17 protein-coding genes are annotated in these 15,348 nt (G+C 64.3%); 10 read left to right on the plus strand and 7 right to left on the minus strand.

The annotated features are described in order from the left end of the window. Window positions 1-56 precede the first annotated feature (56 nt). The 6 genes from RAD15_RS16455 to RAD15_RS16480 all read right to left on the minus strand — a co-directional run bounded on the left by RAD15_RS16455 (window position 57) and on the right by RAD15_RS16480 (window position 4,499). Window positions 57-344: a GIY-YIG nuclease family protein gene (locus RAD15_RS16455; protein WP_458179187.1), complete on the minus strand. Its 288-nt coding sequence runs from the start codon at window positions 342-344 to the stop codon at window positions 57-59. Between the two features lie 240 nt (window positions 345-584). Beyond that, window positions 585-1,754 (minus strand): D(-)-tartrate dehydratase, encoded by a 1,170-nt coding sequence (gene tarD, locus RAD15_RS16460; protein WP_458179188.1) that lies wholly within the window; start codon window positions 1,752-1,754, stop codon window positions 585-587. A gap of 129 nt (window positions 1,755-1,883) precedes the next feature. Then, window positions 1,884-2,141: a DUF3297 family protein gene (locus tag RAD15_RS16465; protein ID WP_018318553.1), complete on the minus strand. Its 258-nt coding sequence runs from the start codon at window positions 2,139-2,141 to the stop codon at window positions 1,884-1,886. Next, complete coding sequence (locus RAD15_RS16470) at window positions 2,138-2,614, minus strand: glutathione peroxidase (protein ID WP_458179189.1); 477 nt, start codon at window positions 2,612-2,614, stop codon at window positions 2,138-2,140. Before RAD15_RS16470 ends, RAD15_RS16465 begins: the two co-directional genes overlap by 4 nt. A 2-nt stretch (window positions 2,615-2,616) precedes the next feature. Further along, window positions 2,617-4,017 carry an amidase family protein gene (locus RAD15_RS16475; protein WP_458179190.1) on the minus strand — a complete coding sequence of 467 codons (1,401 nt, stop codon included), beginning with the start codon at window positions 4,015-4,017 and terminating at the stop codon, window positions 2,617-2,619. A 224-nt stretch (window positions 4,018-4,241) separates the two neighbouring features. Then, on the minus strand, window positions 4,242-4,499 hold the full coding sequence (locus RAD15_RS16480; RefSeq protein WP_458179191.1) for a DUF6894 family protein: 258 nt from the start codon (window positions 4,497-4,499) through the stop codon (window positions 4,242-4,244). A 265-nt stretch (window positions 4,500-4,764) separates the two neighbouring features. On the opposite strand from RAD15_RS16480, the gene pqqA reads away from it, so the two are divergent. The 10 genes from pqqA to RAD15_RS16530 all read left to right on the plus strand — a co-directional run bounded on the left by pqqA (window position 4,765) and on the right by RAD15_RS16530 (window position 14,899). Further along, window positions 4,765-4,845 carry a pyrroloquinoline quinone precursor peptide PqqA gene (gene pqqA, locus RAD15_RS16485; protein ID WP_007595659.1) on the plus strand — a complete coding sequence of 27 codons (81 nt, stop codon included), beginning with the start codon at window positions 4,765-4,767 and terminating at the stop codon, window positions 4,843-4,845. 129 nt (window positions 4,846-4,974) lie between these two features. Further along, a complete protein-coding gene (pqqB, locus tag RAD15_RS16490; protein ID WP_458179192.1) occupies window positions 4,975-5,904 on the plus strand; it encodes a pyrroloquinoline quinone biosynthesis protein PqqB in 930 nt (309 codons plus the stop codon). A 20-nt stretch (window positions 5,905-5,924) separates the two neighbouring features. Continuing rightward, the gene (pqqC, locus tag RAD15_RS16495; protein WP_458179413.1) at window positions 5,925-6,680 is read left to right on the plus strand and encodes a pyrroloquinoline-quinone synthase PqqC; all 756 of its coding nucleotides are present in this window, start codon (window positions 5,925-5,927) and stop codon (window positions 6,678-6,680) included. A gap of 12 nt (window positions 6,681-6,692) precedes the next feature. Beyond that, complete coding sequence (pqqD, locus tag RAD15_RS16500; protein WP_270162343.1) at window positions 6,693-7,004, plus strand: pyrroloquinoline quinone biosynthesis peptide chaperone PqqD; 312 nt, start codon at window positions 6,693-6,695, stop codon at window positions 7,002-7,004. Then, on the plus strand, window positions 7,001-8,200 hold the full coding sequence (gene pqqE / locus RAD15_RS16505; RefSeq protein WP_458179193.1) for a pyrroloquinoline quinone biosynthesis protein PqqE: 1,200 nt from the start codon (window positions 7,001-7,003) through the stop codon (window positions 8,198-8,200). Before pqqD ends, pqqE begins: the two co-directional genes overlap by 4 nt. After that, window positions 8,190-9,176 carry a prolyl aminopeptidase gene (gene pip / locus RAD15_RS16510; protein ID WP_458179194.1) on the plus strand — a complete coding sequence of 329 codons (987 nt, stop codon included), beginning with the start codon at window positions 8,190-8,192 and terminating at the stop codon, window positions 9,174-9,176. Before pqqE ends, pip begins: the two co-directional genes overlap by 11 nt. Before the next feature lie 25 nt (window positions 9,177-9,201). Next, complete coding sequence (locus RAD15_RS16515) at window positions 9,202-9,879, plus strand: hypothetical protein (RefSeq protein ID WP_458179195.1); 678 nt, start codon at window positions 9,202-9,204, stop codon at window positions 9,877-9,879. A gap of 351 nt (window positions 9,880-10,230) precedes the next feature. Beyond that, window positions 10,231-12,030 carry an FAD-dependent oxidoreductase gene (locus RAD15_RS16520; protein ID WP_458179196.1) on the plus strand — a complete coding sequence of 600 codons (1,800 nt, stop codon included), beginning with the start codon at window positions 10,231-10,233 and terminating at the stop codon, window positions 12,028-12,030. Continuing rightward, window positions 12,000-13,847, plus strand: a complete 1,848-nt coding sequence (locus tag RAD15_RS16525) for a 2-oxoacid:acceptor oxidoreductase subunit alpha (protein ID WP_458179197.1) — start codon at window positions 12,000-12,002, stop codon at window positions 13,845-13,847. Before RAD15_RS16520 ends, RAD15_RS16525 begins: the two co-directional genes overlap by 31 nt. Continuing rightward, window positions 13,844-14,899, plus strand: a complete 1,056-nt coding sequence (locus tag RAD15_RS16530) for a 2-oxoacid:ferredoxin oxidoreductase subunit beta (RefSeq protein WP_183244867.1) — start codon at window positions 13,844-13,846, stop codon at window positions 14,897-14,899. The genes RAD15_RS16525 and RAD15_RS16530 overlap by 4 nt, the downstream gene beginning before the upstream one ends. Here RAD15_RS16530 and RAD15_RS16535 read toward each other — a convergent pair whose 3' ends face one another. Further along, on the minus strand, window positions 14,900-15,343 hold the full coding sequence (locus tag RAD15_RS16535; protein ID WP_458179198.1) for a DUF4399 domain-containing protein: 444 nt from the start codon (window positions 15,341-15,343) through the stop codon (window positions 14,900-14,902). Window positions 15,344-15,348 lie beyond the last annotated feature (5 nt).

Raw genomic sequence — 15,348 nt, forward strand, 5'->3', positions numbered from 1 at the left:
CGCAATGACGGAATGTGTGGCGACTGCTTCGCCTACTTCTGCCCCTCCCCCTGTTTTCAGATCAGCGTCTCGTACAAATCCATCCAGTCCGGATTGACGCTCTCGATCAGCGCGAGCTTCTTTTCCCGGCTGCCGCCCTTGATCTGCTTCTCGCGCGCGATCGCGTCGATCATGGTCGCATGCAACTCGTACCAGACGAGAAGCTTGCAGCCGTACTTCGACGAGAAGCCTTTCACGAGGCCCTCGCGATGCTCAAACGCGCGACGCGGCGGGTTGGAGGTGACGCCTGTATAGATCGTCCCGTTGCGGCGATTGGCGAACATGTACACGCAGGGCTGCTTCATGATTGCGCTCAATTGACGCGAACGCTCAAGATACCACAACCAATGAGTGATCGCGAGCGGCATCGGCAACACGCGCGACAAAACGCAGATTTCGTCACCTCGTCATTGCGAGGAGCTCTTGCGACGAAGCAATCCAGACTGCGTCCGCGGAAAGACTGGATTGCTTCGCTTCCGCCGTCGCTGTTCGAGCTATGGCGGACAAGTCGCTCGCAATGACGGAGTGTGCGGCTCCAGCCCGCCCTACTCCGCCAGCGCCTTCATTTCCTTGTAGAGATCGGACTTGCCTTCGAAGCCGATGCCGGGGAGATCGGGCATGGTGATGTGGCCGTTCTCGACGCGCACGCCATCGGGGAAGCCGCCGTAGGGCTGGAACAGGTCGGGGTAGCTCTCGTTGCCGCCGAGGCCGAGGCCGGCGGCGATGTTCAGCGACATCTGGTGGCCGCCGTGCGGGATGCAGCGGCTCGGCGACCAGCCGTAGGTCTTCAGGACTTCCAGCGTGCGCTGGTATTCGCACAGGCCGTAGGACAGCGCGCAGTCGAATTGCAGCCAGTCGCGGTCGGGGCGCATGCCGCCGTAGCGGATGAGATTGCGGGCGTCCTGGTGGCTGAAGAGATTCTCGCCTGTCGCCATCGGGCCGGGATAGAACTCGGCGAGCGCGGCCTGCAGCGCGTAGTCGAGGGGATCGCCGACCTCCTCGTACCAGAACAGCGGATAGTCGCGCAGCATCTTGGCGTAGGCGATGCCGGTCTCGAGATTGAAGCGGCCATTGGCGTCGACGGCGAGCTGCGCGTCCTTGCCGATCTCCTTCAGCACCGCCTCGATGCGCGTGCGATCCTCTTCGATTCCCGCGCCGCCGATCTTCATCTTCACGACGTTGTAGCCGCGATCGAGATAGCCGCGCATCTCGCCGCGCAGCATCGAGAGATCCTTGCCGGGATAGTAATAGCCGCCGGCGGCGTAGACGAAGACGCGCGGATTGGCGGTGACGCCGTGGCGTTCGGCGAGCAAACGAAACAGCGGCTTGCCGGCGATCTTCGCCACCGCGTCCCACACCGCCATGTCGATGGTGCCGACCGCGACCGAACGCTCGCCATGGCCGCCCGGCTTCTCGTTGGTCATCATCGCGCCCCAGACCTTGTCGGGGTCGAGATTGTCGCCGGCCGCGTTCAGCAGCGACTTCGGATCGGCTTCCGTGATGCGCGAGGCGAAGCGCTCGCGGATCAGGCCGCCCTGCCCGTAGCGGCCGTTGGAGTTGAAGCCGTAGCCGACGACGCGCCTGCCGTCGCGCACGACGTCAGTGACGACGGCAACGAGGCTCGTCGTCATCTTGGTGAAGTCGATATAGGCGTTGCGGATCGGCGATGAGATCGGCTTGGTGATCTCGCGGACGTCGACGATGCGGACGGACATGGGGGCGGCCCTTCACTTTCGTCATTGCGAGCGAAGCGAAGCAATCCAGTCTGTCACCGCGGAAAGAGTCTGGATTGCTTCGTCGCAAGGGCTCCTCGCAATGACGAGGAGAGAATGTGCGCGCTGCGCTTACTTCTTGTCCCTGAAATACGGCTCGACCGGACCATGCACCTTGATGGTCAGCGGGTTGCCGTGGCGGTCCTTGGCGTTGCCCGCGGTGACGCGGACCCAGCCTTCGCTGATGCAGTACTCCTCGACATTGGTCTTCTCGACGCCCTTGAAGCGGATGCCGACGTCGCGCGCCAAAATGTCCGCGTTGTAATAGGGGCTGTTCGGATCGACCGACAGGCGGTCGGGGAATTCGTCGCTCATGATTGTCTCGCTCATAACAGGGTCTCGATTTGATTCCGCAGTCCTTCGGGCCTTGCGGTCGGCGCGTAGCGCGCGATCACGCGGCCGGTACGGTCCACCAGGAATTTGGTGAAATTCCATTTGATGGAGGCGCCCAACAGGCCGGATTGCTGGCGTTTCAGGTACTCATACAAAGGGTGCGCGTTGGCGCCGTTGACGTCGATCTTCTCGAACAGGGGAAAGGTGACGTCGTAATGGGTCGAGCAGAACGACTGGATCTCGTCCGCCTGCCCCGGCTCCTGCGCGCCGAACTGGTTGCAGGGAAAGCCGAGCACGGCGAAGCCGCGCGGCGAGAGATCGCGATAGAGATCCTCCAGCCCGCGATATTGCGGCGTGAAGCCACATTTGCTCGCCGTGTTGACGATCAGCAGCACCTGTCCCTCGAAGCTGCGCATCGCCACCTCTTCGCCGGCAAGCGAGTTGGCCTTGAAATCGTAGATCACGGACATCGCTAACCCACAGGGTCGATCGGCGACGGCGGCACGCCGCCCGCCTCGATCGCTTCGCCTGCGAGGAGACACAGATCCTCGCGATAGCGGCCGGAGACGATGTGCACGCCGACCGGCGCCTTGCCGACGAGGCCGGTCGAGACCACGAGGCCCGGCAGCCCCATGAAGGGTGTAGCGATCTGCGGCAGCTGCGCTTCCCAGACGCGCTTGAAGGACTCCTCGTCCTTGCGGTCGAGATGATCGGGGAATGGCAGCTCGCCGGAGACCGGCGTCAGCACCACGGCATATTTTTCGAAGAACAGCATCCAGTCGCGGGTCAGGGTGGCGCGGCGGGTCAGCGCCTTCGCGTAATTCGCCTGGTCCATCGGCGTGACCCTGGCGCGGTTGCCGCGCAGGCACGCCAGCGCGCCGGGATCGCCCTCGCGTTCGGCCATCTCCAGCTGCGCCTCGTAGCCGTCGCCGAGCCAGAGCTTGATCTGCCACTCGACCGCCTCGCGCATCGGCGGCGTGTTCTCGATCACATCGACGGTCCAGCCGGCGCGCTCCAGCCGCTTGCCGGCATCGCTCACCGCCGCCTTCACCTCCGGCGTCGTGGCAAGGCCGTCCGGGTTGAGGCAAAGCGCGGCGCGCTTCGGCCGCGCGGGGCCTTGCAGCGGCGCCGGCACGAACCAGGGATCGCGGATGTCGCGGGCCGACATCGCTTCAAGCGAGATGCGCAAATCGTTGACGGTACGCGCCAGCGGTCCCGACACCGCCATGATCTGCGGCCCGATCGGGCGCTCCGGCAGCGCCGGGTTGAAGGCGGGGATGCGGCCCAAGGTCGGGCGCAGGCCATGCACGCCGCAAGCATAGGCGGGGTAGCGGATCGAGCCCGCGATGTCGGTGCCGTGGGCGATATGGCCGATGCCCGCCGCGACCGCCGAGCCGGCGCCACCGGAGGAACCGCCCGGCGTCAGCGAGGCATCGCGGGGGTTCTTGGTGTCGCCATGGACCAGGTTGGTGGTGAACCAGCGATAGGAGAAGGCCGGGCAATTGGTGCGGCCGAGGAGAATGGCGCCGGCTTTGCGGAAATTGGCGACCACCGGATTGTCCTCGCGCGCGATCAGATCGCGCTGGAGCTTCAGGCCGTTGGTGGTGGCGAAGCCCTCCTGGTCGACATTGGCCTTGATGGTGACGGGCACGCCGGCGAGGACACCGGGGTCCTCGCCCCTGGCGATGGCGGCATCGACGGCTTCAGCCTGCTTCAGGACGTCCTCGGGCCGGTGGTCGATCACGGCGTTAAGGGCGGGATTGACGGCATCGAGCCGGGCAAGCCCGGCCTGGGCCGCCTCTTTGGCGGAGACCTTCCTGGATTTGACGAGATTGGCGAGGTCGGCGGCCGAGAGGCGCCAGAGGTCTTGCATGGCTTGCTCCGTGTAACCGGCGTCTTTTAGCGCCGGGAACGCGGCAAAGCCATGCAGATTTCGCAGGGGCGAAAGGCGACGGTGGCTCGGATTGCCGCATCTTTCGTCATTGCGAACGCAGCGAAGCAATCCAGACTGCCCCCGCACGGCTTCGTCGCATCAGCGCAAAATTGCTGCGCAATTTTGTCGCGAGCTCCTCGCAATGACGGAGGAGAGAGTGGGGCCTAGTGCCGCGTCGCCGACTGGTCCGGCATGTCCAGCAGCGCCTCGCTGAAGGGAAATTCGAGCACGATCTCGCCGTCGGCGTCGGTGACCTCGATGACCGCCTCCAGCAGGGCCGGCTGGGCCCCCTCCGATCGCACCACCTCAAGGATCATCTGGCGGGCGACCTCCCAGGCGCGATCGGGATTGCGCAGGTCCTCGCCGTCAGGATCCACGATCAATTCGTTGCGGATGCGGGTGTTGAAGAAATATCTGGGCATGCCTGATCCAATGGGGTCGCCTCTAGCCGATTGGAAGCCGTTCTATACTCACAACTGGTTTATCCCGACAGGGATCACGACCTATCGGCGGTCTCGCGTAAGTCATTCGCTCATCTTTACGGCCGCAATACGCTCTCTTTGCAGTGCAGCAATTCCGTCGGCCTACTACCTAGGTCCGGGAAAATTTCACTGGCGAACTTTTCCGCCCGCATTAGTTTAGCGGGTGGGCGGATACGTCCGAATTCGCAAAAATGGAGAGCCGAAAATGGCATGGAAAGCCCCGAAGATCGTCGAAGTGCCCTGTGGCATGGAAATCAATATGTATGTGAGCGCCACCCGCAAGTAAGCGGCTGGCGATTTTGCGTTCTGCGCCGGTGGGTCTTTCGGTCACGACGCGTTTCCGAAAGAAAGAATCCGTGTCGGCATTTGCGTCGGCCTGAGATCCACCGCGTGTGTTCCTTCCAGGAGACGGATCATGCTTCGCGTCGTCGTCCTGGGCGCTGCAGCCGGCGGCGGAGTTCCCCAGTGGAATTGCGGCTGCGAGGGCTGCCGCGCGGCCCGTGCGGATGGACATGAGCTCTATCGAACCCAGGCCTCGGTCGCCTTCAGCGGCGATGGCGAGCACTGGTTCCTGATCAATGCCTCGCCCGACCTGCGCCAGCAATTGAATGCCACGCCTCAACTGCACCCCAAGGCCGGTGCGCTGCGCCATACGCCGATCGCCGGCGTGATCTTGACCAACAGCGAAGTGGATGCGGTCGCGGGCCTGCTCTCGATGCGCGAGGGCTCGCCCTTCACGGTGTATGCGCATGAGAAGGTGCTGGCGATCCTTGCCAGCAACAGCATCTTCAACGTGCTGAACGAGAAGAACGTGCGGCGCCAGCCGATCGACATCAGTGAGCCCTTCGAGCCGCGGTTGCCCGATGGCACGCGCTCGGGGCTGGAGGTGCTGCCGTTCGCCGTGCCCGGCAAATCGGCCTGGTACCTGGAAGGCAAGGCGCATCCCGGCGGCGAGAGCGGCGACGGCGATACGCTGGGCCTGAAGATCACCGACAGGTCGAGCGGCAAATGCTTCTATTTCATCGCCGCCTGCGCCGAGGTGACCGACGCACTCAAGGCCGAGATCGACGGCGCCGCGCTGGTGTTCTTCGACGGCACGGTCTGGCAGGACGACGAGATGATCAGGGCCGGGCTCGGCCACAAGACCGGCAAGAGCATGGGCCACGTGGCAATGTCCGGAGACGGCGGCGCGATCGCGCGGCTCGCCGACCTCAATATCGACAGGAAGCTGTTTCTGCATATCAATAACTCGAATCCGGCGCTGCTGCCCGCTTCACCCGAGCGGAAGGCCGCTGAACAGGCGGGCTGGCAGATACCCGCGGATGGAATGGAGATCGTGCTGTGAATGCCGCGTCACTGACAGGAATGACCGCGCTCTCGATCGGCAAGGACATCAGGCTCAACTCGGCCGAGGAGCTCGAGGCGACGCTGCGCCATATCGGGGCGACGCGCTATCACAGCCTGCATCCGTTCCATAAGCTGCTGCACGGCGGCAAGCTGAACAAGGGCCAGGTGCAGGCCTGGGCGCTGAACCGCTACTATTACCAGAGCACGATCCCGATCAAGGACGCGGTGGTGATCTCGCGCTTCCGCGACCGCGCCACGCGGCTGGAATGGCGCCATCGCATCGAGGACCATGACGGCGATGTCGGCAGTGAAGGCGGCATCGAGCGCTGGCTGAAGCTGACCGAAGGCCTCGGGCTCGATACGGCTTACGTGGAATCGACCGAGGGCATCCTGCCGGCGACGCGTTTCGCAGTGGAGGCTTACGTCCACTACTGCCGCGAGAAGAGCCCGCTGGAGGCGATCGCCTCCTCGCTGACCGAGCTGTTCGCGCCGAACCTGCACGAGGAGCGCATTGCCGGCATGCTGGAGCACTACGACTTCGTCAATCCTGATATCATGAGCTACTTCAAGCGCCGCCTGACGCAGGCGCCGCGCGATGCCGGCTTCGCGCTCGACTATGTCAAGGCGCACGCCACGACGCCGGAGCAGCGTGCGCAGGTGTGCAACGCGCTGATCTTCAAGACCAACGTGCTGTGGGTGCAGCTGGACGCGCTCCAGCACGCCTATGTCGAAGGCCACATTCCGCCGGGCGCGTTCGTGCCCAAAGCGGGCTAAGGAGGAGCGGCGATGGCCGGGCCGCGGAACATCAGCGTCAGCGAGGCGAGCCGCCCGGTGCTGCCGCGGCATGCCAAGCTGAAATATGACGAGACGCGAAAAGTCTGGGTGATCCTGGCGCCGGAGCGGGTGCTGGCCCCCGACGAGATCGCGGTCGAGGTCTTGCAGCTCTGCAATGGCGAGCGTAGCGTCGGCGACGTGTCCGATCAGCTGGCCGCGAAATATGCCGCGCCGCGCGAGGCGATCCTCGCCGACGTCATCGTCATGCTGCAGGACCTCGCCGACAAGGGCTTTCTCACCGAGGCCCGGGAGAAGACGTCATGAGCGACGTACTCGGCAATCCCGCCACACCGCCCGAGACCAGCGACAGCCTCGCGGTGCTGGAGAAGCAGCGCTCGACGGCGGAGACGTTCGGCATTCCGCTCGCCGTGCTGCTCGAGATCACCCACCGCTGTCCGCTGCAATGCCCCTATTGCTCCAACCCGGTCGAGCTCGATCGCTCCGGCAAGGAGCTGACCACGGACGAGTGGAAGAAGGTGCTGAGCGAGCTCGCCGAGATCGGCGTGCTCCAGGTGCATTTCTCCGGCGGCGAGCCGACCGCGCGAAAGGACCTCGTCGAACTGGTCAAGCATGCCAGCGATGTCGGCCTCTACACCAACCTCATCACCTCGGCCGTGCTGCTGACGCGCGAGCGGCTGAGCGAGCTTGCCGACGCCGGGCTCTGCCATGTGCAGATCTCCTTCCAGGGCATCGAGGAAGGCCTCGCCGACCGCGTCGCCGGTTACAAAGGCGGCCACCGCAAGAAGCTCGAAGTCGCAAAGTGGACGCGCGAGTTGGACCTGCCGCTCACCGTGAACGCGGTGATGCACCGGCAGAACCTGCACCAGCTGCCTGACATCGTCCAGATGTCGGTCGATCTCGATGCCGACCGGCTCGAGGTCGCCAATGTGCAATATTACGGCTGGGCGCTGAAGAACCGCGCTTCGCTGATGCCGACGGTCGCGCAGCTCGACGAGTGCACGCGCATCGTCGAGGAGGCGCGCGAGCGGCTGAAGGGTACGCTCGCAATCGACTATGTCGTGCCGGATTACTACGCGCTGCGACCGAAGAAATGCATGGGCGGCTGGGGCCGGCAGTTCTTCAACATCTCACCCGCCGGCAAGGTGCTGCCCTGCCACGCCGCCGAAAGCATCACCGGGCTCGATTTCGAGTCGGTGCGCTCCAACCATTCGATCGCCTGGATCTGGCAGAACTCGGAGGCCTTCAACCGCTATCGCGGCACCGGCTGGATGAAGGAGCCGTGCAAGACCTGCGAGTTCCGCGAGATCGATTTCGGCGGCTGCCGCTGCCAGGCGTTCGCGCTGACCGGCGACGCCGCCAACACCGATCCGGCCTGCGCGCTGTCGCCGCTGCACCAGACCATCTTCAAGCAGGCCGAGCGCGAGGCGGAGGGCGAGACCAACCGCTTCCTCTATCGCAATTTCGCCGGCGGCACCCTGGAATCCGAGAATGGCGCCTGACGCCGACGCGGCCACATCAGTCAAACGCGCCGATCCCTTCGCGCCGCTGACCTCCGACATGCTCGACGTCGGCGACGGCCATGAGCTCTATGTCGAGAGCGTCGGCCGTGCCGACGGCATCCCCGCGATCTACCTGCATGGCGGCCCCGGCAGCGGCTGCCAGCCCGATCATCGCCGCCTGTTCGATCCCGACCGCTTCTGTGCGGTGCTGTTCGACCAGCGCGGCTGCGGCCGCAGCCGTCCGAAGGGATCGCGCGAGCACAACACCACGGCGCATCTGATCGCGGATATGGAAAAGATCCGCGAAAAATTCGGCATCACACGCTGGATGGTGGTCGGCGGCTCCTGGGGCGCGACGCTGGCGCTGGCCTATGCGCAGGCGCATCCCGAGCGCGTCTCCGGCATTGCGCTCCGCGCGACCTTCCTCGGCACGCGGGCCGAGGTCGAGACGGCCTTCACCTCGCGCCTGTCGCAATTCTATCCCGCGCTCTACGAGGATTTTCTCAGCGTGCTGCCGCCTGAAGAGCGGGAGCGGCCGGTGGAAGCTTACTATCGCCGCATCCTCGATGCCGATCCCGCCGTGCACGGTCCGGCATCGCGCGCCTGGCATGATACCGAGCGCGCCTTGTCGGAACACAAGGCCGCCAAGACGCGGCTGGATCTGGCGTCGCTGAACGTGTGGCGCACGCTGCCCGCGACGCCGTTCATGGAGGCGCATTATTTCGTCAACAACTCCTTCATGAGCGAGGACCAGTTGTTGCGAAACGCCGGCCGGCTCGAAGGCATTCCCGGCATCATCGTGCAGGGCCGTTACGATCTGTTGTGCCCTCCCGAGACATCGCAGGCGCTCGCAAGAGTTTGGCCGGGTTCCGAGCTTCGCATCGTGGAAGAAGCCGGACATTCGCTCTATGATGCCGGCGTGAGGGACGCGGTCATGAGGTCGATCGCGGACCTCGCGTCGAGGGCCGCGCGCTGACGCGCGATAGCAGGACAACAAGAAAATGCCGCTCGCCGGGACAGGCATGCTGCTGACGTCGATGAACATCGACGCTTCAGATGAGGCCGATTTCAACCGCTGGTACGATCGCGAGCACCTGGGAGAGCGCGTCGCGATCGAGGGATTCCTGGAAGCGCGGCGCTATGTCGCGCACGCCGCCAATCCCAAATATCTCTCGCTATATTCGACCGCGACGCTCGACGTGCTCGACAGTCCCGCCTACCGGGCGCGGCTCGCCAACCAGACCGAGTGGTCGCGGCGGAGCATGGCGCGTTTCAAGGATATGCTGCGCGTGGTCGCACGCATCACCATCAGCAACGGGACCGGTCGCGGGGCCGCACTCGGCGTGGTGCGGCTGCGGCCGACGCCCGACAACGCGGCGCCATGGCGTGATGCACTGCAAGAAAAGCTGGCGCCGGAAAAGCGCGACGGCATCATCTCGATGCATCTGCTCGAAAGCGAGCCGGAATTGTCGGGCGCGACCGCCGGCATTCCGGCGGTTCGTAACGAAGGCGCACGCGACTGGTTCGTGTTGATCGACGGCACGCATGTCAGCGCGGTCTCGGCCGTCATTGCCGAACGCTTCACCGGCCCCGCCGCGGCGCCCCTCCCGCTGCCAGTCTCCGTCGGCACTTACAGCCTGATGTGGGATCTCGCGAAGAGCGATATCGCACACAGCTGACGCGAGGAGATTGCTGCGCTGCCGCCAACGCCGTCATTGCGAGCGTAGCGAAGCAATCCAGAATCCCTCCTCAGAGACAGTCTGGATTGCTTCGTCGCAAGAGTTCCTCGCAATGACGGGGATGGAGCGCAGTGCGATGCTGCACCGCCGCATGATCCTGCGGTGCGTTAATGCTATGCGCGCGCAGCTCCTATGAAAGCAGGTGATCGCCCAAATTTGCCGTTGTACTTCGGAGCCGTTCTAATAAGCTAACCCAATGACGTCATTCAGAAACCAGATCGACGCATATTAAGCGTTCGCCAAGCTCAGAAGAGGCCGCCGGGTCTTTGAGCCTGCGCGGACAGGGTAGGAATGAAACCGACCGATATCGCGGCCCCCGACTACTTTCACAAGGTAGTCGATTGCCAGTGGGCCTGTCCTGCACACACCCCGGTTCCCGAATATATCCGACTGATCGCCCAAGGCCGCTACAGCGACGCCTACATGATCAATTGGAAATCGAACGTGTTTCCCGGAATTCTGGGACGCACCTGCGATCGTCCCTGCGAGCCGGCGTGCCGCCGCGGACGCGTCGAGGAGACGCCGGTCGCGATCTGCCGCCTCAAGCGCGTCGCGGCCGACTTCAAGGACGACATCAAGCAGCGCTTGCCGCGCCCCTCGCCGAAGAACGGCAAGCGCGTCGCGCTGGTCGGCGGCGGCCCGGCCTCGCTGACGGTGGCGCGCGATCTCGCGCCGCTCGGCTATCACTGCACCGTGTTCGATGCCGATCCCGAAGCCGGCGGCATGATGCGCACGCAGATCCCGAAGTTCCGCCTGCCCAATTCCGTGATCGACGAGGAGACCGGCTACATCCTGGGTCTGGGCGTCGAGTTCAAGGGCGGGCACCGCATCGACAGCATGACATCGCTGCTCGCCCAAAAGTACGACGCGATCTTCGTCGGCTCCGGCGCGCCGCGCGGCCGCGAGCTCGACATTCCCGGCCGCAAGGAGGCCGCCGCCAACATCCATATCGGCATCGAGTGGCTGGCCAACGTGTCGTTCGGCCATGTCGACAAGATCGGCAAGCGCGTGATCGTGCTCGGCGGCGGCAACACCGCAATGGATTGCTGCCGCACCGCGCGCCGGCTCGGCGGCGAGAAGGTCACGGTGATCGTGCGCTCCGGCTTCGAGGAGATGAAGGCCTCGCCGTGGGAGAAGGAGGACGCGATCCACGAGGATATTCCGATCCTCAACTACATGGTGCCGGTGGCATTCAAGCATGTCGCGGGCAAGCTCATCGGCGTCACCTTCCAGCACGTCAAAGCCGAATATGACGCCAAAGGCCGCCGCAACCTCGTGCCTTCGGGCGACGCCGATCAGACCATTCCCTGCGACGACGTGCTGGTCGCCGTCGGCCAGGAGAACGCCTTCCCCTGGATCGAGCAGGATTGCGGCATCGAGTTCGACAAATGGCACATGCCCAAGGTCGATCCGAAGACGTTCGCATCCACCAACCCGAAAGTGTTCTTCGGCGGCGACGCCGCCTTCGGGCCCAAGAACATCATCTGGGCGGTCGCGCACGGCCATGATGCCGCGCTCTCGATCCACAGACTGCTCTCGGGCGAGGACATCACCGAGCGACCGCTCCCGGAGGTGCAGGTCTCATCGCAGAAGATGGGCATCCACGAATGGAGCTATGACAACGACATCTCCAACGACAAGCGCTTCAAGGTGCCGCATCGCGACAAGGTGATCGCGCTGAAGGACATCCGCGCCGAGGTCGAGCTGGGCTATGACGTCAAGCTCGCGCTGGGCGAAGCCGAACGCTGCCTGAACTGCGACGTGCAGACCGTGTTCTCGACCTCGCTCTGCATCGAGTGCGATGCCTGCGCCGACATCTGCCCGATGGACTGCATCACCTTCACCGGCAATGGCGAGGAAAGCGATCTGCGCCAGCGCCTGAAGGCGCCCTCGCCCCATCCGGACCAGGACCTCTACGTCTCCAGCGACCTCAAGACCGGACGCGTGATGGTGAAGGACGAGGATGTCTGCCTGCATTGCGGGCTGTGCGCCGAGCGTTGCCCCACCGGCGCCTGGGACATGCAGAAATATTTCATCGAGATGACCCACGCAGGTTCGACATGCCCGACAAAAAGCCGCTCAGCAGCGTAAACGACTTCGTCGTCCGCTTCGCCAACGTCAACGGCTCGGGCTCGGCCAGCGCCAACGAGATGTTCGCCCGCGCGATCCTGCGCCATGGCGTGCCGGTCTCCCCACGCAACATCTTCCCCTCCAACATCCAGGGCCTGCCGACCTGGTACGAGGTGCGGGTGACCGAAGACGGCCATCTCGGCGCCCGCGGCGGCGTCGACATGATGGTCGCGATGAATCCGCAGACCTGGGACAAGGACGTCGCCGGCATCGAACCCGGCGGCTACCTGTTCTACGATTCCACCAAGCCGATGCCGTCGACCAAATTCCGCGACGACATCACCGTGATCGGCGTGCCGCTCACCGCGATCACCAATTCAACCTACACCGATCCGCGCCAGCGCCAGCTGTTCAAGAACATCATCTATTTAGGCAGCCTCTCGGCGCTGCTCGACATGGATCCGAGGCTGATCGAGCAGCTGATCGGCGAGCAGTACAAGGGCAAGGAGAAGCTGCTCTCCTCCAACGTCCACGCGCTGCATCTCGGCCGCGACTGGGCGCTGCAGAATTTGAAATGCCCCATCGGGCTGCGGGTGAAGAAGTCCGACAAGGTCGGTGACCGCATCTTCATCGAGGGCAACAGCGCCGCCGCGCTCGGCGCCGTCTATGGCGGCGCGACCGTGTGCGCCTGGTATCCGATCACGCCGTCCTCGTCGGTGGCGGAGGCTTTCACCGCCCATTGCAAGAAGTACCGGCACGACCCTGAGACCGGCAAGGCGAAATACGCGATCGTGCAGGGCGAGGACGAGCTGGCCTCGATCGGCATCGTCATCGGCGCCTCCTGGAACGGCGCCCGCGCCTTCACCGCGACCTCCGGCCCCGGCATCTCCTTGATGACCGAGTTCATCGGCCTCTCATATTTTGCCGAGATCCCGGCCGTGATCATGAACATCCAGCGCGCCGGCCCCTCGACGGGCATGCCGACGCGTACCCAGCAATGCGACATCATCGCCTGCGCCTATGCTTCGCACGGTGACACCAAGCATGTGCTGCTGTTCCCGGAAGACCCGGCCGAGGCCTTCGAGTTCGCGGCAGCCGCGTTCGATCTTGCCGAGCGGCTGCAGACCACGATCTTCCTGATGCTCGATCTCGACATCGGCATGAACCACCGGCTCTGCCGTCCGCTGAAGTGGGACGACGCGAAGCAGTATGACCGCGGCAAGGTGATGACCGCGGAGATGCTGGAAGAGGGGCGCGACTTCGGCCGCTACCTCGACGTCGACGGCGACGGCATTCCCTATCGCACCTATCCCGGCACGCATCCGACCAAGGGCTCCTATTTCACCCGCGGCACCTCGCGTGATCGCTATGCGCGCTACTCAGAGGAAGGCTCGGTCTACGCCGACAACATGCAGCGCCTGATGCGCAAGTTCGAGACCGCGCAGGATCTGGTGCCGCGGCCGCTGCAGGCCAATGCGGAACGGCCGACCAAATACGGCGTGATCTATTTCGGTTCGACCTCGCCGGCGATGGACGAGGCGATCGGGCTACTCGAGGCGCGCGGGCATCAGCTCGACCGCCTGCGCATCCGCGCCTTCCCGTTCCACTCGAGCGTGGCGAGCTTCCTCGCCGAGCACGATTTCGTCTACGTCGTCGAGCAGAACCGCGATAGCCAGCTCCGCCAGCTCATCGTCAACGAGAACGGCATCGACCCGGTGCGCCTCGTGCCGATCGTGCACTATGACGGCTCCCCGATCACCGCCCGCTTCATCGCAAAAGCCATTGGCGACCACCAGGATCACCTCAAGGTGACCCCGCTCCGCAAGGCCGTGTCATGACCTATATTGCCAAGCCGAAATTTCATCACCCGGGCCTCAAGAAGAACGAGCTCGGCTACACGCATCGCGACTACGAGGGCAAGATCTCGACGCTGTGCGCCGGCTGCGGCCACGACTCGATCACGGCCTCGATCATCGAGGCCTGTTACGAGCTCTCGATCGAACCGCACCGGGTGGCGAAGATCTCCGGCATCGGCTGCTCGTCGAAGACACCGGACTATTTCCTCGGCAATTCGCACGGCTTCAACTCCGTGCACGGCCGCATGCCCAGCGTGCTGACCGGCGCCAACCTTGCCAACCGCGATTTGATCTATCTCGGCGTCTCGGGCGACGGCGATTCCGCCTCGATCGGCTTCGGCCAGTTCGCGCATTCGATCCGGCGCGGCGTCAACATGACCTATATCGTCGAGAACAATGGCGTCTACGGCCTGACCAAGGGCCAGTTCTCGGCGACCGCCGACCGCGGCTCGAAGAGCAAGAAGGGTGTCACCAACACCGACAACGCCATCGACCTCGTCGCCATCGCGCTGCAGCTCGGCGCCACCTTCGTGGCGCGCTCGTTCTCCGGCGACAAGAGCCAGCTGGTGCCGCTGATCGCGGCCGCGATCGGCCACAAGGGCGCGTCCTTCATCGACGTCATCAGCCCCTGCATCGCCTTCAACAACCACGCCGGCTCGACCAAGAGTTTCGACTATGTCCGCGAGCACAACGACGCCGTGAACCGGCTCGACGTGTTGGTCGGCCGCGATCCGATCGCCGTGGACTACGCGCCGGGCACGGTGCAGGTGGTCGAGCAGCATGACGGCAGCAAGATCGCGCTGCGCAAGATCGACGCCGATTACGATCCGCATGACCGGTTGGGGGCCCAGACCTTCCTCGCGCGGCACGCCGCCAAGGGGCAGATCGTCACCGGTCTTCTGTACGTCGATCCCGACGCGGAAGATTTGCACGAGCATCTCAACACGGTCGAGACGCCGCTCAACACATTGGAAGCGGACACGCTGTGCCCGGGCTCGGCGGTGCTGGACAAGATCAACGCCAGCCTGCGCTGATCACTTGCCGGCAACTGGTTGCCTGACACGTATGGTGATCTTCTCTGACACGATGGGCGGCTCGAACGGATAGTGCTTGGCGTCGCCGAGGACCAGTTGCAGCGTGTGCGTTCCGGGTGCAAGTTCGAGCTGGGTTTCGGTCTGCCCGGCGCCGAAATGCAGATGCGACTTGTCCTGCGGAATTGGCTCCTTGGGATCGATGGCGTCGTTGACGTCAACCAGCAAATGGTGATGGCCGGCGTTCTGGTAGTCGTCGCCGGCATGCGTCACGCCCATGTTGCGCAAACCGAACCGGACCCAGAATGCACCGCGAAGCTTCTGCCCGTCACGCGGACTGATGAAATAGAGCTTGGCGTCCTTAGGCGCGGTCTTGCCCTGCGCGCAGGCTCCGCCGGGAGGCAATGCTATCGCCGCCGCCAATGCGGCGCAAAAAATGATCTTCATCAAAT

Source organism: Bradyrhizobium sp. 14AA, assembly GCF_054185205.1.

Coding starts and splice junctions, on each gene's coding strand:
- RAD15_RS16455 (WP_458179187.1), bottom strand. CDS start 344: ATGAAGCAGCCCTGCGTGTACATGTTCGCCAATCGCCGCAACGGGACG.
- tarD (WP_458179188.1), bottom strand. CDS start 1,754: ATGTCCGTCCGCATCGTCGACGTCCGCGAGATCACCAAGCCGATCTCA.
- RAD15_RS16465 (WP_018318553.1), bottom strand. CDS start 2,141: ATGAGCGAGACAATCATGAGCGACGAATTCCCCGACCGCCTGTCGGTC.
- RAD15_RS16470 (WP_458179189.1), bottom strand. CDS start 2,614: ATGTCCGTGATCTACGATTTCAAGGCCAACTCGCTTGCCGGCGAAGAG.
- RAD15_RS16475 (WP_458179190.1), bottom strand. CDS start 4,017: ATGCAAGACCTCTGGCGCCTCTCGGCCGCCGACCTCGCCAATCTCGTC.
- RAD15_RS16480 (WP_458179191.1), bottom strand. CDS start 4,499: ATGCCCAGATATTTCTTCAACACCCGCATCCGCAACGAATTGATCGTG.
- pqqA (WP_007595659.1), top strand. CDS start 4,765: ATGGCATGGAAAGCCCCGAAGATCGTCGAAGTGCCCTGTGGCATGGAA.
- pqqB (WP_458179192.1), top strand. CDS start 4,975: ATGCTTCGCGTCGTCGTCCTGGGCGCTGCAGCCGGCGGCGGAGTTCCC.
- pqqC (WP_458179413.1), top strand. CDS start 5,925: ATGACCGCGCTCTCGATCGGCAAGGACATCAGGCTCAACTCGGCCGAG.
- pqqD (WP_270162343.1), top strand. CDS start 6,693: ATGGCCGGGCCGCGGAACATCAGCGTCAGCGAGGCGAGCCGCCCGGTG.
- pqqE (WP_458179193.1), top strand. CDS start 7,001: ATGAGCGACGTACTCGGCAATCCCGCCACACCGCCCGAGACCAGCGAC.
- pip (WP_458179194.1), top strand. CDS start 8,190: ATGGCGCCTGACGCCGACGCGGCCACATCAGTCAAACGCGCCGATCCC.
- RAD15_RS16515 (WP_458179195.1), top strand. CDS start 9,202: ATGCCGCTCGCCGGGACAGGCATGCTGCTGACGTCGATGAACATCGAC.
- RAD15_RS16520 (WP_458179196.1), top strand. CDS start 10,231: ATGAAACCGACCGATATCGCGGCCCCCGACTACTTTCACAAGGTAGTC.
- RAD15_RS16525 (WP_458179197.1), top strand. CDS start 12,000: ATGCCCGACAAAAAGCCGCTCAGCAGCGTAAACGACTTCGTCGTCCGC.
- RAD15_RS16530 (WP_183244867.1), top strand. CDS start 13,844: ATGACCTATATTGCCAAGCCGAAATTTCATCACCCGGGCCTCAAGAAG.
- RAD15_RS16535 (WP_458179198.1), bottom strand. CDS start 15,343: ATGAAGATCATTTTTTGCGCCGCATTGGCGGCGGCGATAGCATTGCCT.